This window comes from Halonotius sp. F2-221B, from assembly GCF_046719765.1.
In the GTDB taxonomy this organism is placed as follows: domain Archaea; phylum Halobacteriota; class Halobacteria; order Halobacteriales; family Haloferacaceae; genus Halonotius.
Genome location: NZ_JABEBY010000016.1, coordinates 46146 through 68189 on the forward strand (window position 1 = coordinate 46146; position 22044 = coordinate 68189).

19 protein-coding genes and 1 pseudogene are annotated in these 22044 nt (G+C 55.4%); 7 read left to right on the plus strand and 13 right to left on the minus strand.

From position 1 onward, the window contains the following. Nucleotides 1–389: 389 nt before the first annotated feature. On the plus strand, nucleotides 390–557 hold the full coding sequence (locus HKK80_RS12100) for a hypothetical protein (protein WP_411799856.1): 168 nt from the start codon (nucleotides 390–392) through the stop codon (nucleotides 555–557). 636 nt (nucleotides 558–1193) lie between these two features. On the opposite strand, the gene HKK80_RS12105 is transcribed toward HKK80_RS12100, so the two are convergent. The 8 genes from HKK80_RS12105 to HKK80_RS12140 form a co-directional block, all read right to left on the minus strand. Next, nucleotides 1194–1454, minus strand: coding sequence for a hypothetical protein (locus HKK80_RS12105; RefSeq protein ID WP_120085914.1), 261 nt, complete (start codon nucleotides 1452–1454; stop codon nucleotides 1194–1196). Nucleotides 1455–1820: 366 nt separating this feature from the next. Next, nucleotides 1821–3197, minus strand: coding sequence for a hypothetical protein (locus HKK80_RS12110; RefSeq protein WP_411799857.1), 1377 nt, complete (start codon nucleotides 3195–3197; stop codon nucleotides 1821–1823). After that, complete coding sequence (locus HKK80_RS12115; RefSeq protein ID WP_411799858.1) at nucleotides 3190–4167, minus strand: signal peptidase I; 978 nt, start codon at nucleotides 4165–4167, stop codon at nucleotides 3190–3192. The genes HKK80_RS12110 and HKK80_RS12115 overlap by 8 nt, the downstream gene beginning before the upstream one ends. Continuing rightward, complete coding sequence (locus HKK80_RS12120) at nucleotides 4164–5366, minus strand: hypothetical protein (protein WP_411799859.1); 1203 nt, start codon at nucleotides 5364–5366, stop codon at nucleotides 4164–4166. The genes HKK80_RS12115 and HKK80_RS12120 overlap by 4 nt, the downstream gene beginning before the upstream one ends. Continuing rightward, nucleotides 5363–6181: a hypothetical protein gene (locus HKK80_RS12125; RefSeq protein ID WP_411799860.1), complete on the minus strand. Its 819-nt coding sequence runs from the start codon at nucleotides 6179–6181 to the stop codon at nucleotides 5363–5365. Before HKK80_RS12125 ends, HKK80_RS12120 begins: the two co-directional genes overlap by 4 nt. Nucleotides 6182–6373: 192 nt before the next feature. Beyond that, on the minus strand, nucleotides 6374–7855 hold the full coding sequence (locus HKK80_RS12130) for a VWA domain-containing protein (protein WP_411799861.1): 1482 nt from the start codon (nucleotides 7853–7855) through the stop codon (nucleotides 6374–6376). A gap of 149 nt (nucleotides 7856–8004) precedes the next feature. Further along, nucleotides 8005–9717, minus strand: coding sequence for a SipW-dependent-type signal peptide-containing protein (locus HKK80_RS12135; protein ID WP_411799862.1), 1713 nt, complete (start codon nucleotides 9715–9717; stop codon nucleotides 8005–8007). 192 nt (nucleotides 9718–9909) lie between these two features. Then, on the minus strand, nucleotides 9910–10797 hold the full coding sequence (locus tag HKK80_RS12140; RefSeq protein ID WP_411799863.1) for a SipW-dependent-type signal peptide-containing protein: 888 nt from the start codon (nucleotides 10795–10797) through the stop codon (nucleotides 9910–9912). A 391-nt stretch (nucleotides 10798–11188) separates the two neighbouring features. Between HKK80_RS12140 and HKK80_RS12145 the strand changes: the two genes are divergently transcribed. Beyond that, nucleotides 11189–11731, plus strand: a complete 543-nt coding sequence (locus HKK80_RS12145) for a hypothetical protein (protein ID WP_411799864.1) — start codon at nucleotides 11189–11191, stop codon at nucleotides 11729–11731. A gap of 38 nt (nucleotides 11732–11769) precedes the next feature. On the opposite strand, the gene HKK80_RS12150 is transcribed toward HKK80_RS12145, so the two are convergent. Next, nucleotides 11770–12396, minus strand: a complete 627-nt coding sequence (locus HKK80_RS12150; RefSeq protein ID WP_411799865.1) for a hypothetical protein — start codon at nucleotides 12394–12396, stop codon at nucleotides 11770–11772. Between the two features lie 702 nt (nucleotides 12397–13098). On the opposite strand from HKK80_RS12150, the gene HKK80_RS12155 reads away from it, so the two are divergent. Further along, nucleotides 13099–13698, plus strand: coding sequence for a hypothetical protein (locus tag HKK80_RS12155; protein ID WP_411799866.1), 600 nt, complete (start codon nucleotides 13099–13101; stop codon nucleotides 13696–13698). Between the two features lie 23 nt (nucleotides 13699–13721). On the opposite strand, the gene HKK80_RS12160 is transcribed toward HKK80_RS12155, so the two are convergent. Continuing rightward, nucleotides 13722–14525 carry a TrmB family transcriptional regulator gene (locus HKK80_RS12160; protein ID WP_411799867.1) on the minus strand — a complete coding sequence of 268 codons (804 nt, stop codon included), beginning with the start codon at nucleotides 14523–14525 and terminating at the stop codon, nucleotides 13722–13724. Nucleotides 14526–14914: 389 nt separating this feature from the next. Further along, on the minus strand, nucleotides 14915–15091 hold the full coding sequence (locus HKK80_RS12165; protein ID WP_165853276.1) for a hypothetical protein: 177 nt from the start codon (nucleotides 15089–15091) through the stop codon (nucleotides 14915–14917). 222 nt (nucleotides 15092–15313) lie between these two features. On the opposite strand from HKK80_RS12165, the gene HKK80_RS12170 reads away from it, so the two are divergent. After that, nucleotides 15314–15970: a helix-turn-helix domain-containing protein gene (locus HKK80_RS12170; RefSeq protein ID WP_411799868.1), complete on the plus strand. Its 657-nt coding sequence runs from the start codon at nucleotides 15314–15316 to the stop codon at nucleotides 15968–15970. Between the two features lie 1176 nt (nucleotides 15971–17146). Here the strand turns inward: HKK80_RS12170 and HKK80_RS12175 are convergent. After that, nucleotides 17147–17632, minus strand: a complete 486-nt coding sequence (locus HKK80_RS12175; protein WP_411799869.1) for a hypothetical protein — start codon at nucleotides 17630–17632, stop codon at nucleotides 17147–17149. Nucleotides 17633–18459: 827 nt separating this feature from the next. On the opposite strand from HKK80_RS12175, the gene HKK80_RS12180 reads away from it, so the two are divergent. Next, nucleotides 18460–19569 carry a nitric oxide synthase oxygenase gene (locus HKK80_RS12180; RefSeq protein ID WP_411799870.1) on the plus strand — a complete coding sequence of 370 codons (1110 nt, stop codon included), beginning with the start codon at nucleotides 18460–18462 and terminating at the stop codon, nucleotides 19567–19569. A gap of 141 nt (nucleotides 19570–19710) precedes the next feature. Beyond that, entirely contained in the window at nucleotides 19711–20925 is a 1215-nt protein-coding gene (locus HKK80_RS12185; RefSeq protein WP_411799871.1) for an RNA-guided endonuclease InsQ/TnpB family protein, read from the plus strand. A gap of 62 nt (nucleotides 20926–20987) precedes the next feature. On the opposite strand, the pseudogene HKK80_RS12190 reads toward HKK80_RS12185, so the two are convergent. Next, nucleotides 20988–21386 (minus strand): annotated as a pseudogene (locus HKK80_RS12190) (MarR family transcriptional regulator); the annotation flags it as partial. A 137-nt stretch (nucleotides 21387–21523) separates the two neighbouring features. Between HKK80_RS12190 and HKK80_RS12195 the strand changes: the two are divergent. Further along, the gene (locus tag HKK80_RS12195; protein ID WP_411799872.1) at nucleotides 21524–21847 is read left to right on the plus strand and encodes a hypothetical protein; all 324 of its coding nucleotides are present in this window, start codon (nucleotides 21524–21526) and stop codon (nucleotides 21845–21847) included. Nucleotides 21848–22044 lie beyond the last annotated feature (197 nt).

The window sequence follows — 22044 nt, forward strand, 5'->3', positions numbered from 1 at the left end:
CGGTCGGCTTCGACCGAGAAGATACTCACATACCACGATTCCTTGTCCTCCTGCACTACCAAGTGAGTACTGACCCGCTCCAGTGGGATGCAATAGCGCGCATGGATCACAACGAGACAGCGGCACTCGGTCACGACATCTATCAAGAAGGGTTGCATGTCGATATCGCTCGGCGACACAAGAGTACTGTCCACGTCGAGATCTCCGACAACGCGCTGCCGTCAATCAGAGGCATCGTGATCCGAGGCTGTACTGACTATCTCGAAGAGAATACTCAGTACTTCATCGATGTATTCGAGGGAGATCGATCAGCAGCGAACCCGCCAAAGTGGCCCGATGGAGGAAAGTCACCACACACGCTTATGAGTACGAAACACGTGAATACAGGTATGAGTAAGGAACAGTCCCGCGAAGACTCCTCGGAAGAGATTATCAGCATGGACGAGTTGACGGAGATCCTCGCCGAGGCCGAAGGGGTAACTCCCGAAGAAATCGAGCAGGGTGCCGAGGAACTCGATCTGGCACCACCCGAAGAGGCGACTGTTCTCAACGAGTAACGGCGTTATGCAGTTCTATTCTATCGTCGATGGCGAGCAGTGACCGTCGATCACCGCGTCGGCTCAGTGACAAACCTCCTAACTATTGACTTCGGCGAATTACCACAGTAACACCGACACGGCGAAAGAATGGTTCTCCCACCCGTAGCCTGTCATCGAATCACTCACGACGTGCCGATAGCTCGGTAATTGGGTCAGCCCAGCTGCTTTGTAGGGTTTTGGACTGACTGGTCGAAATACTACCAGATAAGAATGATATTTGTTCTGGTATGCAAGATGCGAGGCGCGTATATTCCGTCATGAATAGGAGTACTAAATTTATAACAATTGTCCGTTATTTACAGATATATTTATATACTATTAGACTAATTTTTAGTAATGAATTCACACACAACCAAATGTCGTAAATGCGGCTGGAATTATAATACTACTGTAAATCGACGTTGTCCACGGTGTAAAACTCCACTACACCCACCATCAGATAGGGCATTTGTAGGTTGAGATAAGTGAGCAACTAAACAGCTTTATTCGTCACTTGGCAATCTCTCAATGATTGAATAACACATATTTCTGGCTCAGACTGAGCAATTACGGCAGTATCAGGCAGAGTCCTCTCGGAATAAGCCTTGGCAGATGTCAATCAGCGATGGAAACAGGATCCTCGGTGACTTTCCACGTGATACTACCAGATTTTCCCCACCGTTCGATAGTGAGTCCAAACTCCCCATCACGGATCGCTCCGATATTTGTACCAACTTCTTTCGCTGATAGCCCAATATCCTGACCGATAACACGTGATTTGAAATACATTTGAGCATCCACTTCACGGCGAAAGTACGAGAGAATACGTTGTTGCTTGTCTGTGAGAGTGGTACTCACGGTAGATGAGCTACTCATCGGTGCTCTCCCATGTAGCTATGATCGTACTTGATAGATCTGGGTGGTCGTGGTTCGCTTGGCTCATTGTGTCATAGTTGTTGTGTCATTGATATAGTTGGATACTTTTTTCATAATAGTAACAACAGCCAAATTCCGATGAATATTCATATAATATGATTGTTAGGTGGTGACTGGTTTTGGAGCATGCGTGATACTAATTTGTACTGCATACTATCTATCAACCCATTTTGATAATCCGATTGATCACACCACTAAAGAATATAAACAGAACTACGTAAACAAGGATCACAAGCACGTTCCGGCGAATCGCATGTGGTCTCATGCCAGGGAGTAGGAGATTTGGTGGCCATATTGAGGGAGACATTATTCGGAACCGGTGGATTCGTCTGACGAGTCGCTAGATCCACCGCCCCGGTTTGATCGGGTATTTGAGTTCTGAGTCGAATCAGGTTTGTTGCTACCAGAGTCTACCCCTGAAGACGACCCAACGGACTTCACACTACTCCCAGTGGAGTCGCCGTTTGATCCACCGTCGGAATCTTTTGGCTGTCCGGAGGTTTGGGTGTGTGAATCTGCCGTACCACTGGCTGGTGAGCTATCATGCCGTTGTGTATCAGATTCGGAGGAGGCGGGTGGGGACTTACTTGGTGTCGTCGCCTGCTCTGGGGTCTCTATTGTAGAAGATTGTGAATCTCCTCCCGTCGATGTGTCATCCGATTTGGGAGGTGCTGATTCCTCCGACGTTCCAGAGTGTGGTGCTCCACCGTCGGAAGTCGGATTCGTACCTGAGGGCGATTCGGATGTATCATCTTCCTCAGGTGATTCGTTCGGTTGGGAGTCTGAATCGCTCTCAGTAGGCGATCCTTTTGAACTGTCGGCTTCTAAGTCGTTCGGCTCTTCGGACTGTGGAGTCGTACTGTCCGAAGGCGAATGTGAGTCCTCATTTGGATCTGGCCCATCCGTATCGTCTTCAGCGGGTGGATGATCTGATTGGGATCCTGATTCTTTTTTTGTAGACGACTCCTCTGATTCTTCAGACTGCGGTGCCTTCCCACCGGGAGCAGGTTGCTCATCTAACGCTGTATCAGATGTGTCGTCCTTTGGAGGGGGATTGTCTGATTTCGATTTTGAGTCTTCATCAGGAGACGAATCTTCTGATTCGGCCGGTGGTGAGTGATCTGATTTTTCCGATTGTGAAGTCTCATCGTTGGATCCAGTGTTGGATTCACCATTTGAAGTTGGATTAGACGCGTCGTCTTCCGCTGGTGAATTAGCTGGTTGCGACTCTAGACGTTCTTTTGTAGTCGAGTTTTCTGATCGATCGGATGCCGAGTCCTCTGGTTCTTCCGACTGTGGAACTTCCTCATCGGGAGCCAAACTTCCATTTGAAGGCACTTCAGATGCGTTATTTTCCGGGAGACCGTCCGGTACCGGTGATAGGTTCTCATCAGTATCCGGTACCAATGAACCGTTTTCCGTTTGGTTTTGTGCTGTCTCGTTGTTGGTGGCGTTTCGTGCTGTCTCGTTGTTGATGGCGTTTCGTGCTGTCTCGTTGCTAGTAACATTTGTCTCTATGGTATGCAGGGTGTGATCCTGTGAAACCATCTCAATGGCCGGTACATCGGCATTAAAACCGATGGAAACCGATTCTTTATCCGATAGGAATGCGGCTGATCCGCTTCCGGTCATCGCCGCGACGAAGACAAAGAGGGCACTGAGAACGACGGGTAGTTTACTCATCGCTTCCCTCCGACATCTCACCCTCGCCACCGTCAGGCAGCGGGAGGGCCGGTGGCAAACGTGGCTCGTCGGATTTGTTCGCTTGCCATGCCGAGATGGTCATCGCCCCCGTAAACAGGAGCCCAAGAAGCCCCGCAGTGAAAACGCCGACCGAGAGTGGGGTCGGTGCGGCGGCGGTAGTGACCTCACGGTAGATGTTCCAGCCCGCATATACGAGCAAGACTGTCATCGCAAGTAGTGTGAGTTTCAGATCCACGATTGCGAGTTGCCCGGTGTCGGATGAGGACGGGTTATCGAAGTCCGAGCTCTCAGTGGCTTGGCTACTAGTGGGGGTAGACTGTGTTGCAGGATCGGTATCAACCCCATTCTCCACGTCATCTGTGGTCTGCCACTCACGATCCCCATCGCTCTCGTCGCCAGCGGTCTCTGTTGGATTGCCGGCCGATACTGACTGGTGTGCTGTGTCTGATGCAGTGGTGGGATCCTGGCGAGCCCACTTGCGGAGCTCACTCACGCCGAGTAGCACCAGCGGAATCACCACAAGCAGGACGTAGCCGACAGGCGAATTCGCCCACAGGATCACATATCCGACAAACGGGATCGTGATGATGGTGCGTCCGATAACGGATTCAAAGGCAACGAGCCCCGAATCAACGTTCTCATTGGCATCACCTTTGGTCTGGTAGCCACCGTCCCGTTCGTCGATCACACGGTGTGTTGTCGGCACCTGGTCGCCGGTATCATACGTGATGATGTCACCGACACCCACGCTGGCAGTTGCATCGACGATCACCACATCACCGGGCGAAAGTGTTGGCTCCATACTTCCTGACAGGACGACGTAGCTCTCGTCGGCCCCAACCACCTCGGGGAGGGCAAACACGACAAACGGCGAGACAGCCGCGATCAGCACGAGCGTCACCACAAGACTCCGCGCTTTCGGCAACGATGACCGCGAGAGCGGGATCATCGGCCACCTCGGGCGGCTCCGGGCGCACCATTACCGTTCCCGTTTCCGTTCCCGTTCCCGTTCCCATTCCAACCGCTGTCGCCAGTAGTCGAATGTGAGGGATCAGTACACCCCTCGCAGTCTGCCTTCGAATCGGCCGTACAGACACAGACTCTGACGTGGCTAATCGCGGTTCCCTCTGGTGCGTACACGATACCGTTGGTGTCGCTGCCGGGGAGAGACAGTGTGTCCGTCGAGAGGCTATCGGTGCGGTCGTACTGCTCGTATCCGCGACCACCTTTGACTTTGACCGTGCAAATCGGCGGGGGGTTTCCACCGGTAAAGCTCACAAGCCGGAACGCAATCCCGACCGTTTCGCTACCGCCATCCTTGTCTGCGGTGTCGTAGATCTCCACCCCGTAGTCTGGATCGCCATCGTTGAAAGCGTATACGCCGGGGGTAGCGAAACTCTCGCGTAGTCCCGACTGCGTATCGTTTTCAAACTCAAGTTTCCCAAGCTTGTTGCAGCATGGACATGGGTCAGCGGCAGGACATGGATCTGCGTCCACCTCAGCGAAGGGATTCTGCGGGGATGCGTTTCGGCACTGGAGGGCTGCAAACCACAGCGGTAATGCAACCGTCTCAGTTCCGATATAGCCGTCGAGTTCGTACTCGATGAGGAGACAGACAGTGTCGACCAAGCAGTCGTCGCCTGCCGTCGACGGATCACCGTCGACCCGGAATCCCCCGCGGAGATCCTCAGCAACCTCACGCAGTGATCCAGCAGTGACTCGCTGGAGGCGGCTTCCGGAGTGACAGTCAGCGTACGACACCACAACGTGAATCGACTCCGCTACTGCAGTCGATTGTGGAACCGGGCAGTCTGTCGCAAGCCACAACGCCGCCGGGTTGTTGACCGCATCGCCACGTTGCGGCAACGCGAACGTGAGACGCATGCTCCCGGAGGCAGCAGTTGGGCTGAGCGACCCGATTGGCAGCCGCACACGTGGGCCATCGATTATCCCCTGTCCGTCAGGCTCGCCAGCACCCGGGCCGGTCAGCAGTTCATACTCCGCCCGCAGGTCGACTGTGCCGGCCGTGATCAAGGCGTCATACCGCTCTGTATCGCGGAGCATTGCAGCGGTACCGGTTCCCATCAGCGCGCCGGCCCCACCCGTGGCGGCTACCGCCGCCAGGATCCGGCGTCGAGTCACGGTCATTGTGACCCTCCAGCGGTGAACGGGCTGTCTTCCCCACACGGACCGCCACCGAAGGAGAAATCGAATCCCAGTGAGTCCCCTTGGGCTTCGTTGCCGGTGGTGGCCGGTACCGCCCAGCGAAGCGCGACACACCGCAAGCTTCCCGGATCAAGACAGTCGAATGCGAGAAGCCCTGCATCAGCACCAACGTCAGTCGTCGGCGAGAAGGCGTCAGCGACGGGGGCGGGCGCGACAAGTGGTGATTCAAGACTCTCATCAAACTCCTTTTGACCGTTACAGCTGCCAAACGGGGAGCCGTCGCGCCATATCTCAACGGTCGCAAGCTCGTCAAGTTCACCGTCGTTCGGTGTCGTATCACCGTCGACCTGTTCGGGGCCGTTGATGCCATTCTCAGAATCGTCTGTCACCTCTGCACGGAGCCACACGTCAAGCGGCTCGGCAGGATCTGCAACCACTTCGAGACCGACAACGACAACCCCGGTGTCACCCGGAAGGACGTTTTGCACGGCAATAACCGGGCCGGAAGCGTCAGTCACGAACGTCGCTTCTTCTGTGTACCCAGGGCCCCCATCGGGATCCAAGGTTGTTTCGAGGTCGTCGTCGGTGTCGGCATGGTTTTCGACAAACGTGCCGTTGTATCGCTCATACCACGCGATTCTGAGGCGTTGGTCATCGGTATCATCATCGGGTGCGGCGTACGTGTACTGTGAGAACTGCGGCGGGTTCCAGGGCGTTTTCCCGACGGCGACGATCCCACCGACTGTGAGCGTCCCGCCACCGATACCCGTCAACAGTTTCCGGCGTGTTAATGTCATTGTCAGTTGTCCCGGATACGCCGGGTCGTTGGTGGATCGGACGTACCGATCCGTTGGTCGGATGAGTGTAGGTCAATAGCGGAGATAGGTATGAGCCGATGTCATCCAGGTACGGCGTTCGTACCGGACGGCAGGCGGCCACTACCACGCTCACCGAATCAGGCTACCCCATCGGGGCGATGTGCTGTGCTGTTAGTTTCCGGCCGGTGTGCCGTTCGAGGCCGTGTTGTTAGCGCCGAACGGCGTCTCGTTGTGCCGTGACTGCTCGACCTCGAACCCAAAGTCGAAGCCGACTGAATCAGTCTGGACCTCATTACCAACATCGAACGGTAACGTCCATTCGAAGCCGATACACTGGGTGGTCGCACCGGGGTACGGCTGGGTGCCCTCCTCCTGGCGGTTTCCGTCGAGGAGCACGCCCTCCGAGAGCTGGGCGAACACTTCGGCCATCGTCCCCTCCGCGATCTTCTGTTCGCCGTCGAGGACAATCTGGGCGATCTCCGCGTAGACGGTGTCCAGATCCGCACCGTCAGGAGCGACGAAGGCGTCGTCGGGCGAGGTGGCAATGCTCTCGAGGAATGCCTCGTTGGCACCAGACCCGAGCGCAATGGTAAAGACGCGGATACCCTGGCCCTTGGCACTGTTCGCCGCAGCCGTGGCCGCGCTGGCGCTGTTGGGCGAACCGTCCGACAGCAGGATCATGACCTTCGACGCGCCGGCGGTTGCGTTCGTCCCGGTAAGCAGTTCGGTCTCCGCGGTCGAGATGCCGGCCGACATATTCGTCGACCCCGAGTCGTCGTAGGTGTCGATAGCGTCCTTGACGGCCTGGTAGTTCGTCGTCAGCTCTTGGTCTAGGGACGCGGAGGTCGCGAACGATATCGCCGCCGCCTCGTCGGGAACCGAAAGGTTGTCGACGAAGTCCTTCCCTGCGGTCTTGAGCTGGGCAAGTTCGCTCTCCGTGATGGATCCTGACGTGTCACTCACGAGTGCGACTTCCAGTTCGTTCTGTTGGCCCGTGCCGGTCGGCTCGAAGACGTTGTCGCAGTCCTCGTCGTACCAGACGCAGACCTCGATCGCGTCAGCGAGTTCGCCGATGCCGTCGGTGTCCTCGCCCTCGGCGTCGATCTCGGGTTCGGTCTGGCCGTTCTCGACGTTCTCGGTGATGTCGCCCATCATCCGAAGGTAGCCGGGGTTGTCGCAGATGTGGATGCTCACCGTGACTTCCCCGGAGTCGCCGGGCTTCACGTCCGAGAGGGTGAACATCGGGATCCCGTCGCCGTTGACGAGGAACTCGTCGGCTGCAGGGCTGCAGAAGTCGAATGCTTCGCCCTGGACAAGATCTTCCCATTCCTGCATATCCGCTGGCGATGGTGCTTGTGCAAGGAGGTACCGGCCGGTCGACTCGCCGTCGTCGGTGATCTCTTCGACGTTCGGGTAGCCCATAGCCTCGACCGCATCGAGTCGGCCTGGGCCACCGAGGTACGTTGCTTTGTAGTCAAGCTTCAGATCGAGGGTGCCAGCTTGGAGACTATTGTTCATGAATTCCTCCTCGTCGGAGAAAAACGCGCTCGTGCCAAGCCCGGCACCAGCGGAAGCGATACCGACTGCGCCGATACCCCCGAGGATGCTGCGTCGGGAGAGGCTGTTCAGTGTGGGGTCGTTATGTTCTGTCATTTGCTGTTTATTTCGGTATTTCGTCGTTGTCTGCGGTCGTGTGTGACCGTTGCCGGTGCCTGTTTCGTGCTCCCTGCCTCGGTGACGGGAGAAAACCCACCGGAGGAGTCGAACCCCCGTTCGCCGTCGTGGGCTGTCGCACGAATCGATCAAGCGACTTGTGGCCCGGCACCATCGTTGTGCCGTTCCTGTTCGGTGTAGAACCCTAAGTCGAAGCCGAGGGTGTCGCCTTGGATCTCGTTGCCGATCTCGAAGGGGAGCTCCCACGAGAGCGCGACACAGTGCATCACGCCAGCGTTGCGGAACGCCTCGCGGTCGGGGTCGTCAGCAGGATCAGTCAACTCCTCGTACAGCGTCGCGCGGTTGCCGTCGAGCGGGATGCCGTTGCCGTCCGCTAACTCGGCGAGGACGTTCGCAAGCGTGTCCTCCATGATCACCTTCTCCTGGGTGGCCTGCGCCGCGAGGTTGCCGAACACCGTCGGGATGTCCAGCGGGTCATCAATGTCGTTGAAGAACGCCGGGTCGTCGCCCGATCCGCCGGCTGGGCCGGCCATCGCCGCTAAGGTGCTGGCGCTGCCGTCGACGTTGATCGTGTAGACGCTGGTTTCGGGGGAGGAAGGCGAGGGGCTGATCGCTCCACCGGGGCCGGCACGCGCGCTGGCCGCGGCGTCCTCAGGCGAGGAGAACTGGGTGCTCCCGGTGCCGTTGAACGACTCGCCGTCCGAAAGGACGATGGTCTGCTTTTCCGCGCCGGGGCGGCCGTTAGCATCGAGTTCAGTCTGCGCATCGTCGACACCCTCACCGAGGTAGGTACCAGTCGCGATCCCATTCGTGGAAAACGGATCCGGATCGCCGTCACCGTCGGAGGGATCCGAGGGGGCACTACCGGTCACAACGTTCGCAAGCTTCTGGCGAAGCCCTGTGAGTGCCCCGTCGACAACCGAGAGGTCGGTCGTCAGTTCTTGGAGAATCCCAGTCCGGGGGATATTGTCGTCGCTGCCTTCGCCGTCGAGGTACGCCACGCCCACTTGGGCGTCCGCGCCCGCGTTCTGCAGGAAATCGATGAACTGGCGGGCTCCGAGTTCGACGAGGTCGATCTTTGTCGTCTCGTTGTAAGTGTTCCCATTGAGCTGAATCTCGTCATTGCTGACGAGGCCGCCGTACTCATCGTACAGCATCGAGCCCGAGAAGTCGAGCGTCAGCATAATGTCGACCGACTCCGCGGAGTCGTACACGTTGTCACAGTCCTCGTCGTACCAGAGCCGCGCGTTGATGGCGTCGCCGAGGTCGCCGAGGTTGTCGGGATCGACCGCCATCTCGGGCTCGGTGTGAACGCCGCCGTCTTCGGAGATGTTGTCAGCCTGCATCCAGAGGTAGCCGGGGTTGTCACACAGGTGCAGCGAGAACGTGATCTCGCCGGCGTCGCCCGGCTTCACGTCGGTGAACTGCACGAGGGTGTCCATCTCCTCGTCGGTGACGGGATCGACGCCGAAGTCAGCCTCCGACAGCGGAGGGACGTTGTCGCAGTCCAGTACTGGGATGTTCGCGCCGTTGCTGTCGGCGTCCTCCTCGTCCGGGAAGTCGCTGTACTTGGCGATTTCGCCGTCGATTTCGACCGACTGTTCGCCGTCGCCGTCGTGATCGGGATGGGCACTGACGAAGGTTTGGCCGTCGCCGAAGTCGTAGGTCTGTTGCCAGTCGACCAGCAGGTCAAGCTCACCCGCGACGAGCGAGTTGTCGACGAACTCCTCTTCATCGCTGAAGAACGCGCTCGTGCCGGCACCAGCACCCGCAGACGCGAGTCCAACGACACCGATCCCCGCGAGCACCTTGCGGCGGGAGAGTCTGAGTTTTTCATTCATTATATGTCATCCCCGTGGGGGGAAATCCCGCCGGCGGAATCGAACCGTCGTGGTATACCAACGCGGGATGGGAGTCGATCGGCTGTCCGGGACAATTTCCATCGGACAACAGAGCCTGAACAGCGGGGAGCCAGTCAGCGTCAGCGGGGAAGGCTCCAAAAGAATCCGCTATTCGGTACTTCTACTACGATCTTATTGACCACCAGTTGAGTTGTTCACCGGAGCTGTGTTGTTCACCGGGACTGTGTTGTTGAACGGATCCTCGTTGTGTCGAACCTGTTCGGTCTCGAAGACGAGATCAAACGAGATCGAGTCGCCCTGAATCACGTTGCCGACCTGGAACGGGATCTCAAGGAGGAGACAAAACGAGTACTCGCCCTCGGCCCCGTCGTTGATCGGCAGCAGGTCGCCGTTGTCGTCTTTGATTAGGTAGCCGTTCTCAAGCACCGCGTTTGCCTCGCGTGCGGTTGTGTAGTGAGCGTCACCGTCGACGACACCATCAACATCTACTGGTGGTTCGTAATCGATATCAAGCGCATCAGAGGCGTTGTTGAATACGGGATCGAGTGTGGAGAGTCCAGTCTTGTCGCCACTGGTCTCGTCATAGTCTTGCCACACGGTCGTCAGCAGGAAGTCACCGAGATCGGCATCGTTGTCGGTGTCACCCTCGACGTCCTGCTCGGGCTCGGGGTTGGCACCGCCGGCCTCGGCGAAGTCGTCTGTGCGCACCTGCACGTAGCCGGGGTTGTCGCCGACCTCGATATCGAAGCAGATAACCGCCCAGTCGCCGGGCTTGACATCGTCGACCTGAATGCCGGAAACCACGTCGCCGTCAGCTGTTTCGCTCAGGTCAAGGGCTCCTTGCCCGGTCCAGTAGTCGTCGGCCGCGACGACGTTGGCGGTGACACTCATATCGAGCGTCCCCGCGGTGAGCGTGTTATTTTCGAAGCTCTCTTCATCGCTGAAAAACGCTGAGGTACCGACGCCGGCACCCGCAGACGCGAGGCCGACAACACCGAGACCGGCTACCATTTTGCGGCGTGAGAGGCTGTACAGTTGGGGGTTGTTGTCTTCTGTCATGGGTCTGTTTCCCGGGTAGACCACGTTGAACAATCACAGGATCGTCCGGTCGGCTCGGGACAACTATCCCCACATCACAGGGGGTATTACCTATGTGCTGATTCAACGGTTTGAGGCCCTCTCGGAGGTGTTTTGAACGGATGATTATGCCATTTCGGATTCAAACAGACTGACCATACCAGTTTGCACGGAACGCATACCGCCTCGTTGGGCGGACATACCGGTCATCTCCAGCCACCATACCGACCGGGTGGACTGGTCATACCGATTTGTACAGCTCCCGTACCAGTAGTATCCAGTTGACATACCGGTTTGGTACCCGCACCCTGCTATCTGTACCCAAATAGCAGTGAATTCATATCTATATTACTCACGCGCGTTGCGACGAGCAATGTTCAATCAGGCCATGCTGCCCGAGGTAGAAGTGTACAGCGTGCTCAGTAACGCGCGCCGGCGCGAGGTGCTCACAGAGCTGTGGAAACAGCCGGAGAGTATGTCGTTGCGTGACCTTTCGGAACGAATCGCAGCCGCAGAGTCTGGAGAACGCCCCGCGCCACGCGCGCTCCGCGAAAGCGTCTACAACGCGCTCCATCAGACACACCTTCCGAAATTGGACAGCCTCGGACTGGTGGTGTATGATCCAAACCGGAAGACGGTGCGTGTCTGCTCGCAGGCGGGGCAGCTGAATCGCTATATGGATGTGACAACACGTATCGGCGTCACATGGGGGGAGTATTATCGCGCACTCGGCGTTGTCGGACTGGTTGTGACAGTCGGCTCGTTAGCAGCAGTTCCGCTACTCTCTGCAGTCGATCCGCTCATTCCCGCAACAGCCTCTCTCTTGTTGTTTGCCGGTTCCACCATCTACCAGCTATACGCTGGGCGGCTGGGCACCAGCGGCCAGGTGACACGGCTCCTCGCACGCTTCTTTTGATATCGGCGACAAAATAACAGCCCGCAATCTGGTGTCGTTCAAGCGTCACCAACAGCAGCGGCATCAGTCTCGAAGAGGCGAGCATCACAGTCGTGGCAGACGGCAGCGACCACCTCATACTCCCGACAGCAGGAGCTCACTGATTCGGTTCCAAGCCTGATCTCGCCCCAACAGACGGGGCAGGTGTCACAGCAGGCGCGGATCGCTGAGAGGGTTCGTCCCCGAGCCGACCCCGGAACCGCATCCCAGTCATCGGTCCAGTCGGCAAGTGTCCGGTGAGCCGCGAGATCGGTGATAAACGCCGCCCGTGACTCCCAGCGGCCACGGATCGAGTCGTCAACAGAGACACGCCACGACAGGCCGCCATCGACAAACGATAGCTGCTCCGGGGCAACATCTAGCAGATCAGCCGAACCAGCAAGGAGTGCTGCATCGGAATCAAGCTCAAGTGCGGCCACCTTGAGCCCCACCTCAAATTCCGGGGCGAGCCCAATATCGTCACCGTCATCGACCACAACCGATGTTCGGGTGAGAAAGGAGACGATGTCGAACGTATCCGTCGGTTCCGCCGGTGGCATCGGGGTGTCGGCCGCCGACTTTCCAAACAGATCGAGTACCCGGTCAGGGAGATACCGTTTGGTCAACGCAGGCGTGCCAGGTACCAAGTACCCACGAAAATAGATACTCGCAAGCGAAACCAACGCAACCGGAATGATAGCTGGCTGCCAGACAGCCGCAGCCCCAGCGGTTATTGCCCCCGCAAGAATAAGATTGATGACGGTACAAGGGCGACACCTATTCTCACCGGTATACTCGGTGCGGTGAATCGCCCGCAAAAGGTTAGGAGTCGGTTTTTGTGTCATGTAGTTCCGCTAAACGATAGTGGTTAGAACAATTAGGTATGGTTGACCTGAACGTCTTGAAGAAGTCATTCGAATAAAAGTGACATCCTCCGCGCCGTGCACGGGGCGGCTTCCCACGCATGGGGAATACCAGCTACGTTTCGCTGTTGCTGGCAGAGGGTTCCGATCCGTGGAAAGTCGAGAGAGTCATCTGTGAGGGTTCTTCCCTCGTCTCTCGGTGGGTCGTGGCGCTGTCACGGGCGCTCCCATCCCGTGAGATGTCATCGCCCGCCGGTTTCAGCGGCAGACTCACGGGTCATGGCGGTCAATGCTCTCGTTAACGCCCTGTTTGCTCCTCGGTTCCGACCGAGCGTCGGAACACCCGTCACTCATGGGAAGGGCGGGAGTCTCTCGCTGAATCAGGATAGTGAGAGCGGAATCGATTTTTCTCACTCGATTAATTAATAATCAAATAATATAGAAATTGTGTGGTATTAATGCTTCACAGAGTTCTCGACTGGTCATATGAGCAAACTGCGGGCGGTTGCCAAATCACTCCAAGCCGACGAGCAAGGACTATCAACCGAAGCTGTCTTCGAAACATTAAGCAGTCGCCGGCGGCGGTTCACACTTCATTACTTGTCACAGGTCGGTGAGTCGGTCACCATCCGAGAACTCTCTACACAGATCGCCGCATGGGAAAATGGCGTTGAACTGCACGCAGTGACACCGAAGCAACGAAAGCGGGTGTATACGGCTCTCCACCAAACGCATCTCCCGACGATGGATCGACTAGATGTGATCGTGTATGCGAAAGATCGCAAAACCATCAGTATCACCGATCAGATTCAGGAGTTTGATCTCTACCTCGATGTTGTTCCACCGAATGACCTCCCGTGGAGCCAATTTTATTTGCTGCTGAGTGCGGTTATCTCTGTGTTGGTAGTTATCGCCGTCCAAGGGGTGACACCGTTTTCCTCCGTTGGCGGATTCGAGTACGCACTGCTGGCCAGTGGCGTCTTCGTTGTCACTAGCAGCCTCCATTACCTCCGTGATCGACAGACGCTGATCGGAGCCGCAACGACGCCTCCTGAGGTGGAGCCACCACGGGAAATTACCGAATAACAGTGCCGTCAGCGTCCCAACAGCTACGTTTCCGACGTGTTCTCGGTGACAAGCCCCTGAGACATCAGCCGGCGAGCAACGACTACAAGCCCGTTTCCGAACCCCTCACCGAAAACAGCTTGTTCGGCTTTTGAATCCGGGATGATCGAGCTTACCAGAATCGAGGTACGGTCAACCATCAGCAGGCGACCGATCGCAGTGTCATCCGCCGTTGCATGCTCACCGTGCAACCATCCAAGCTCGGAGACAAACGTCGTGGCGGCCGGTACGGCTGTTTGGATCTCTGCTTGCAGCGACGGTGTTAGTGCGCCCACGGTTAGTTCGATGTCGTCTTCCACCCCGGTTAGCGTCTCGACCAGGTCTGCGGTCAACAGCGTTTCATCCCCGATGACCAGGACAATCTCTTCGGTCGCTGTGTTGATGAGTTGCTCCGTCCGGTTTTCGATCGGGTCGCGGCCGCGCATCGTCCAGACTTCCTGTACCGACGAGCTGTCGTCATCCTCGACGGTCTCGACTGTGTTGAGCGCGTTGTGAAGCCGATCAACACGACCCTCATACTGATCACGAAGGGTGGCAGTTGCCTCCTCTAAGGAAACTGCGCGAAAGCGTTGTGGGCTCGTGTGTTGGATCTCAACTAACCCCTGTGCCTCAAGAATGCGTATCGCGTCGTATATTCGGGTACGGGGGACATCGGTAAGACTGCTGAGTTTTTTTGCTGTGCTCATATTAAGCCGCGTCAACCCAACGAAACACTTGGCCTCGTACTCTTTGAGGCCAAGTTGTTGGAGGACTTCGACCGCCTCCTCACTATTTGGGTCTGCATCCATCTACCTCACCCCGTAGTCAATCATAGGCATGAAAACAAAAGCCAGCAGTTCACCATATCGGTTCATCGACTGACGGGCATCTGAAAAGGATATTTTCGTCTTTAGAACCTGCATAATAATAAGATTCTTTCACTGGCGTATAGCTTCTCACCCTAATACATAATGCCGCTTATACAGACGAGAAATGATCGTAGTTCGATTTCACATAGCTAAATAATTAAACAAGTTGTGGCGTTAATCAGCCGCTCAGTGCCACTGTAACAGCAGTACTGTTGAACTGTGCCCCCCAGCGTCACACCGCCAGTAACCGAAATCTGTTAGATATAATCACACTCACAGATTGATTCACAGTGATTGTTGACCGGTTGTTCTCCGATTTTGCTCTGTGCTTACTCTAGTTCATACACAATGACCTCATAGTTATGACCAATCTTGCTGTCGGTACTGAAAACCCAACTCCCCTTGGGATCAATATCATTCTTTTCGGCTGCATCAAGTAATGTTCCCAGCGCGGTTTCAAAATCGGCTTTGCTGGTGAAAGAATCTGTCCGCAATGGATCACTCATACGGCCGCCTCAAACCGTTGTTTGATGACAAGCTGGCCGAACTCGGTAGAGCTAATGCGGACATCAAAACGCCCATCTGGAGTTCTGTTGGCTAACAACATAGATAATTATTATCGGCCACGGGGATATGTATACCGAAAGGCATGGTCAACCATGCTTTGTGCACGGATCCGGCTAACAACAGAGCGAGGCTTTAATTCGCCTGTCTGTTTGTGAATATCTGTGCCTGTTATCATTGAACTGGCCCTCCCAGCAACAGAGTTCCAGCTTGGCCAAATTTTAGCCACCGAGGGAGAGGGGAAAATAACTCTCAAAACGATGGTACCACTTGGTGGCCGGTCAGTCCCATTTTTTCATGCCACCGATCATGTCCGCGAAAAATTTGAGGCGCGTGTTCGAGACCATCCAACGGTCTCTGATCTCTATGTTGTCAGCTCTCACAATGCGGAAACACTGTATGGGTTAGATTGGAAAATGGATACTGATGGGTTTTTTAATAGTGTACTGACTGTGGATGGGCACATTCTGGAGGCGACTGGTGGACAAGATACCTGGGTCTTTCAAATTCGATTCCGCACCCACGACGCCCTCTCAGAATTTCAGAAGGACTGTTTCGAGAGTGATATCCCAGTCGATATCAGGCGCATCTACAATCCAACAAAACCCGATGCCGGGCCGTGGTATGGACTGACAGCACCGCAGCGTGAGACGCTTATGTATGCCGTCGAAATGGGTTATTACGCGCTCCCACGGCAGATCTCAACACAAGAAATTGCTAACGAGTTCGATATTTCTGATCAAGCAGCATCCGAACGGCTGAGACGAGCCATCGATATGCTGGTTGCGAATACGTTGCTACTCACTGCATCGGATACTTGACACACAGTCGTCGAAATCCAAGGGACTGCTCGGGCGCAACAATTGAATCCATTCCCTAATTCGGGCGATATTATCATGAGAAACCAACAAACACTGACAGAGAAGCGGATATAAATGCCATGATGGGCCCGCCAGAATCCTCATACAGTTACGCTAAGAAATATAAATATGGACATGGTACAGCTGTTATTAACTGACGATCCTCCTGCAGGCTGTGAAGCGTGCTCCCGGAGAAGTGGGATTAGACGAACTCTGCGCGTTCACAATCGGGACGGAACACACACGACCATGGAGCAGGAACTCTGTGACGACTGCGTTGATGCCGTCCGTAGGTGCGAATGGCTTGCCCATATCTCTATATTTTCGTTTTGATCCCACCAAATTAGATGCACGCTGTTTCATTCAAAAGTTCATATACAATTAAAATACCAGTTGAGCTATAAAAGTGCTTTACGTTCAGTTCCAGTACATCAGCGAAGATCAACAACAGAGCTAAACAATGCCATTCAAGCTCATATTTTTTATCTTATGATTTCTATGGGAATCACCGTAAAATTATAATTTCTATGTCAGTTCCATCTGTTAAATATACTGTACCTCTCTAGAACCATGCAGGGTACGTCCTCTGCATCGGTCACTCGGCTACCTATCAGCTACAAAATAGAATGATTCCCCGAGCGATGAATAGACAGCGCGCATCTCACACAAAAGATTTTCAGAAAACGAACTGGTCAGCTCACGCAATATAGGGTCAGGATATAACCAACGACCGATCTTAGAAAAGATACTCGCCACTGCTACGCAGCCAAGCTGTCCGCCTCGACCGAAGTCGGACAGACTAAAACAGGACAAACACTACTTCCAGCAGCAAGAGTACAACACCGAAGGTGAGAACGGCACATCGCAACAGGCCCAACGCCCCGACAAAATCAAATCCGCCGTGAGACACATTATACAGGGAAAACAAGGCGAGTCCCTCGGAGCTTGACACGGAGGGTGAAGCCGGCACTTAGGCGTGTTCTGTTCCGTTCGATGTACCGTTCAATCGTCTCCGTTGAGACGGTTCACGAAGTCCCAATGTGGCATCCTCCGCGTCCCAAACAACGCGAAGAATCTCGCCAAGGAGGGTGGAAAACTAAGCACGCAACATTTGGAACAGTACTTAGACCATACGACTCACGCAGATTCGGATCCGCCTCTGACGGTGCTCCCGAGAACGAGCGCGCCGGCGATGATCACGAGGTTCTTTACGATATACTGTCCCTCGACTGTCAACCCGTAAGGGAACGTAGTATAGACAACTTCAGGAAGGAGTACCATCGGAAGAAACGTTCCCGGGAGCTGGAGTGCCAGCAGCAGCAATCCGGCACGCGTAAGCGGCGGATACAACAAGCAAACGCCGATGATTATCTCCCAGACACCGAGCACCGGAACAAAAAACTCAGCTGGAAGGATATAAACTGTCGAAGCGACGAGATCGCCAGCCGGCGAGACGCCGAGTACTTTCAGTGCACCGAACCAGATGAACACCACTCCGACGGCGACCCGCAATGCCGGGACGCTCCACCGGCCCATCTCTGATGCCAGCGTCGCATCTAGTGCATCCAATCGCTCCCGGTACTCAGTCATAATGCTATTTTGTTCGTTTTCTGAGGTCGCCATTCTGTAGTTGGTAGTTGTCGTTCGAGTAAATAAAACGCTTCTAGTGCCTGATCAATCGTGTGAGTCCACTAGATCTTATATGATTCTTGCTCTGATTGGAATCCTGCAGTAATGATAACTATTCACTCAAACTACCGAATATAATATATAATTTTGCTGTTAGGTATCGTAGGAAATTCCTGATAATGATTTCATTATTTCGCACTTTCCGACACCGCGAGATAGCACTTGACATCCTCCTCCGCCTGAAGGCGGGAGGAATCCCGAGCGGTGGGAGTTTCAGGTTTGCAGTCCAATCGACAGACTACCACACCTTTCGGGCACGGGTAGTCCCACAGTGTCGATGTGGTGGACTGCTAGCCATGCCAAGTGGCCGTTACCCCTATCCTCGACCGTGTTTGGCGTCCCGATGTTGTTTTTGCCAGCGGGACGCCGGCAAGCGTCAACAGAGTCGGGGGTATCGTCTGGCTCGCTTTGAGCAGTCGGCACGAGCATACGCTTCTAGCATATGTGTTCACCGGCTGCGGTTTCGGATATTGTCTCATTACGCGGGTGGACAGGCCACCTCCGAAGGACGAGACGGAATCCGCTCCGTTCCGACTGATTCCTAGCGTATGATAGGTCGGCCTGTCAAATAAATGCTACCGTTGGAAACTCTGGTCATACGATGAGTAGTTGGTTGATCCCCACCACGTCGGTTTCATCACCCGCCTGTTCGTCACTCGGTTCTGACCGCAACGGTCGGAACACTCGTTCCTCACCGAAAGGCGGGTATATTCACCTTGCTTTCTATAACCTCTATTCGAATCCACGCCCAACGCTTTGTTATGTATTCCTCGCAATCCAAGAGGGGCAAGCAAGAGCGGCTTGAAGCCGCAATTGACTTTCTTGATCAGTGTTACGCCGAATGTGATCGTGAAGACGATGTTGATGAACGGCTTGAAGCAATCTGGCATACAATCGGAAGAACGGGTCACTACACGCACACGTCCATGGAACTTGAACACGGTGCAAAAATGGCGTGGCGAAACAGTAATCGATGTATTGGCCGCCATTTTTGGGACAGCCTACGAGCACGAGACTGTCGGGAAGCGACCACCGCCGAAGAAGTCTATGACGAACTGGTTTCCCACATCACCACTGCAACCAACGATGGGAACATCGTGCCGACAATCTCAGTGTTTCCGGCAGCGGTTCAAGAAAACCCACGAGTTCGAATCTGGAATCATCAACTGATCCGTTATGCTGGCTATGAGACGGATTCTGGTGTTATTGGCGATCCTGACTCAGTGGCACTAACGAGCTACTGTCAGTCCCGCGGTTGGAGCGGTGAGGGCACGCCGTTTGATGTGCTACCACTCGTGATTCAGATCGGGGACACAGAGCCTGAACTGTTTGAACTGCCTGATGAGATTGTGCTTGAGATTCCACTTTCACATCCTGATCACGACTGGTTTGCTGAGCTTGGATTGCAGTGGTATGCAGTCCCGATCGTATCTGATATGATCTTGGAAATAGGTGGCATTCGCTATCCTGCCGCGCCGTTCAATGGCTGGTATATGGGGACGGAGATCGGAAGCCGAGATCTCGGGGATACGGATCGGTACGATATGCTTCCGGAGGTTGCTACACGGTTGGGTCTTGATACGACGACAGACAGGTCGTTATGGAAAGATCAAGCACTGACCGTACTCAACCGGGCCGTCTTGCATTCGTTCGACACGGAAGGGGTGCGGATCGTTGATCACCACACCGCAGCCGATCAGTTCAAACAATTTGAGTCTGATGAAGCGGCGGCCGGCCGCTCGGTGACCGGTGATAGGTCTTGGCTTTTGCCCCCTAACGCATCCTCAACGGTACACATCTTCGACAAGGAGTACGATGAGACGGTTCGAACACCGAACTTCTTCTATCGAGATGATCCGTTGACCATGTAATTCATCTTTCTACAAGCAGGAAACCCCGTCGCTTGCGGCGGGGAGGAATGCGACATAGTGGGGAGCTTCGCTCCGCTTGGTGTCGGTATACTCCCCACCACGAACAAAAATTGTATAAATCTAACTCACTACATATGAAGTATGGCGGAGATCCGTCGCACGGTCGTCGTCAAACTCGACGTGACCGATAGCGATGCGGCTCTCCTCGACGAAACCATCGATGAGTATCTGTGGGCCTGCAACTACGTCGTCGACGACGCATGGCAGGACGACTACAAGCCCACCTCGAAATCCAAACTCCACGACAGAACCTACGGCGACGTGCGCGAACAGACGCGCCTACAAGCGAATCTCGTTCAATCCGCACGCAACCGGGCCGCCGAAGCCATCAAAGGCGTCGTCGCCCGCTGGCAGAACGGCAAGAAGGCGTCACAACCGCAGTTCACGACGCCGTCGATCCGATACGATAAACGGAGTGCGACGTTCCACAACGACCACGTCTCACTCTCGACGGTAGACGGGCGGATCGACGCCGAGTACGTCCTGCCACCTGAAGGCGGCAACCCGCAGACCACGTACCTCCGCAACGGCGACTACGAAGTGACTGGTGCAACGCTTCAGCACCGCGATTCGACGGACACCTTTTTTCTCCATATCGGCACGAAGGCCGAGGTGGAGTCCGAGATACCGGATGAAGGTGACACCGAGCACAGCACAGTCCTCGGTGTCGACCTCGGTATCGAACAGCTGGCCGTCACCTCAACCGGGATGTTCTGGAGCGGTGGCTACCTGAATCACCGTCGCCGGGAGTACGAGCGGGTGCGTGGCGACCTGCAACGGGTGGGCACGGAGTCGGCCCATCGAACCCTCGAACGGATTGGCGACCGCGAGACGCGGTGGGTCGAAGACTACCTGCACCGGATCTCGAAAGCTATCGTCGATGAAGCTGTCGCGCACAACTGCGATACAATCGCGTTTGAGGAACTGACCGACATCCGCGAGCGACTGCCGGGCGCAAAGAAGTTCCATGCGTGGGCGTTCCGACGGCTGTACGACTACGTGGCGTACAAGGCTGACGCGAAAGGCATTGAGACGACGCAGGTCGACCCGGCGTACACGTCCCAGCGGTGTTCCAAATGCGGAACGACGCTTGAAGAGAACCGCCAATCACAAGCGCGATTCTGCTGTCAGAAGTGCGGCTACGAGGTCAATGCCGATTACAACGCAGCGAAGAACATCGGCTTTCGGCTACTCCGTGCGGGGCAAAAGTCCCCGCATGGAGGGGCGACACGTCACCTCGCCCTGAAGTCGGGGACGCTGAACGTGAATGGCGGCTACTCGCCTGCCGACCAGTAGGGTCGGCCAGAACGGGAGTCCACCGACAAGCTCCGCCGTTCACGGCGGAGAAGGTGACAGTGGCCATCGGCGGTTCCGACGAGACCACGGTCTCGAAACCGCTTGAGGACTCGGTTGACCGTGTTGCGGTAGTTATCGCTGAGGTCGGCGATCTCGGCGACGGTTCGCGGCTGGTCGAGATAATAGAGCACCTCAAGGGCCTTTCCAGTCAACAGTTCAGAGAACTCAATGTGGGAGTGCTGGCGGACAAGATCCTGGTAGATTTCGACGGCACGAGCGTCGGATGGGACGACCCGTTTTCGGCGGCCATCTCGTTCTGTATAGACGAGACCCTTCTCAGTCAGGTCGCCGACGGCACGAGAGAGGTAGCTCTCACTGTGGTCGAGCTTCATTGCGAGTTCGGAGATCGTGTCGCCGCGGTCGACCGTGGCGAGGACATCGAGTTCGATACGCCGGAGCACAGTATAACATAATACGAAATCTATATATAAATTAGTTTCGAGTAATGTTACATCTAGCGAGTAATAGAAGCCAGCCATCGTCTTAACCAACAAAATTATGATTCAGCAGACTCTGTTGGTTAACACGAGAGCAATCGATGTCGTACGAACCCCCAACTCCACCGGCGGAACTCCAGGCAGATATCGTCAACACACTCAACAGCTACTCCCCAGACCAACTCCAGCACGTCGCACGCTACGCCGAAGAGCTAGCAGAGCACAAAGCTCGCGAGAGCCGGCTTGAACAGGAATCGGAGGACGACAGGAGAGATGATCGACCCGATGACCTCCCGGACGATGTCCCGTCGAAGGCCACGATCACTATCAAGGAAATCAACGATAACCGCTACTACTACTGGCAATGGAGAGAAGGTGACAGGGTGACCTCCAAATACAAAGGCCCAGTCAATCCAGACGAATGAACTCGAAAAAAAGGACACCCCCCGTTTTCGAGTTGTAAATGGGAGAGGGAACGGAAGCACCACATCACATACATTAGAATGTCGGAGTTCTAAGGTCACCACCTCCCCCCATTTTCGAGTAGTAAGCGACTTTCCGGCGACTGACACGCCCCATTTTCGAGTTGTAACGCACCACCAAGGATACGAACACCCCCCGT

Coding starts and splice junctions, on each gene's coding strand:
- HKK80_RS12100 (WP_411799856.1), top strand. CDS start 390: ATGAGTAAGGAACAGTCCCGCGAAGACTCCTCGGAAGAGATTATCAGC.
- HKK80_RS12105 (WP_120085914.1), bottom strand. CDS start 1,454: ATGAGTAGCTCATCTACCGTGAGTACCACTCTCACAGACAAGCAACAA.
- HKK80_RS12110 (WP_411799857.1), bottom strand. CDS start 3,197: ATGAGTAAACTACCCGTCGTTCTCAGTGCCCTCTTTGTCTTCGTCGCG.
- HKK80_RS12115 (WP_411799858.1), bottom strand. CDS start 4,167: ATGATCCCGCTCTCGCGGTCATCGTTGCCGAAAGCGCGGAGTCTTGTG.
- HKK80_RS12120 (WP_411799859.1), bottom strand. CDS start 5,366: ATGACCGTGACTCGACGCCGGATCCTGGCGGCGGTAGCCGCCACGGGT.
- HKK80_RS12125 (WP_411799860.1), bottom strand. CDS start 6,181: ATGACATTAACACGCCGGAAACTGTTGACGGGTATCGGTGGCGGGACG.
- HKK80_RS12130 (WP_411799861.1), bottom strand. CDS start 7,855: ATGACAGAACATAACGACCCCACACTGAACAGCCTCTCCCGACGCAGC.
- HKK80_RS12135 (WP_411799862.1), bottom strand. CDS start 9,717: ATGAATGAAAAACTCAGACTCTCCCGCCGCAAGGTGCTCGCGGGGATC.
- HKK80_RS12140 (WP_411799863.1), bottom strand. CDS start 10,797: ATGACAGAAGACAACAACCCCCAACTGTACAGCCTCTCACGCCGCAAA.
- HKK80_RS12145 (WP_411799864.1), top strand. CDS start 11,189: ATGTTCAATCAGGCCATGCTGCCCGAGGTAGAAGTGTACAGCGTGCTC.
- HKK80_RS12155 (WP_411799866.1), top strand. CDS start 13,099: ATGAGCAAACTGCGGGCGGTTGCCAAATCACTCCAAGCCGACGAGCAA.
- HKK80_RS12160 (WP_411799867.1), bottom strand. CDS start 14,525: ATGGATGCAGACCCAAATAGTGAGGAGGCGGTCGAAGTCCTCCAACAA.
- HKK80_RS12165 (WP_165853276.1), bottom strand. CDS start 15,091: ATGAGTGATCCATTGCGGACAGATTCTTTCACCAGCAAAGCCGATTTT.
- HKK80_RS12175 (WP_411799869.1), bottom strand. CDS start 17,632: ATGGCGACCTCAGAAAACGAACAAAATAGCATTATGACTGAGTACCGG.
- HKK80_RS12180 (WP_411799870.1), top strand. CDS start 18,460: ATGTATTCCTCGCAATCCAAGAGGGGCAAGCAAGAGCGGCTTGAAGCC.
- HKK80_RS12185 (WP_411799871.1), top strand. CDS start 19,711: ATGGCGGAGATCCGTCGCACGGTCGTCGTCAAACTCGACGTGACCGAT.
- HKK80_RS12195 (WP_411799872.1), top strand. CDS start 21,524: ATGTCGTACGAACCCCCAACTCCACCGGCGGAACTCCAGGCAGATATC.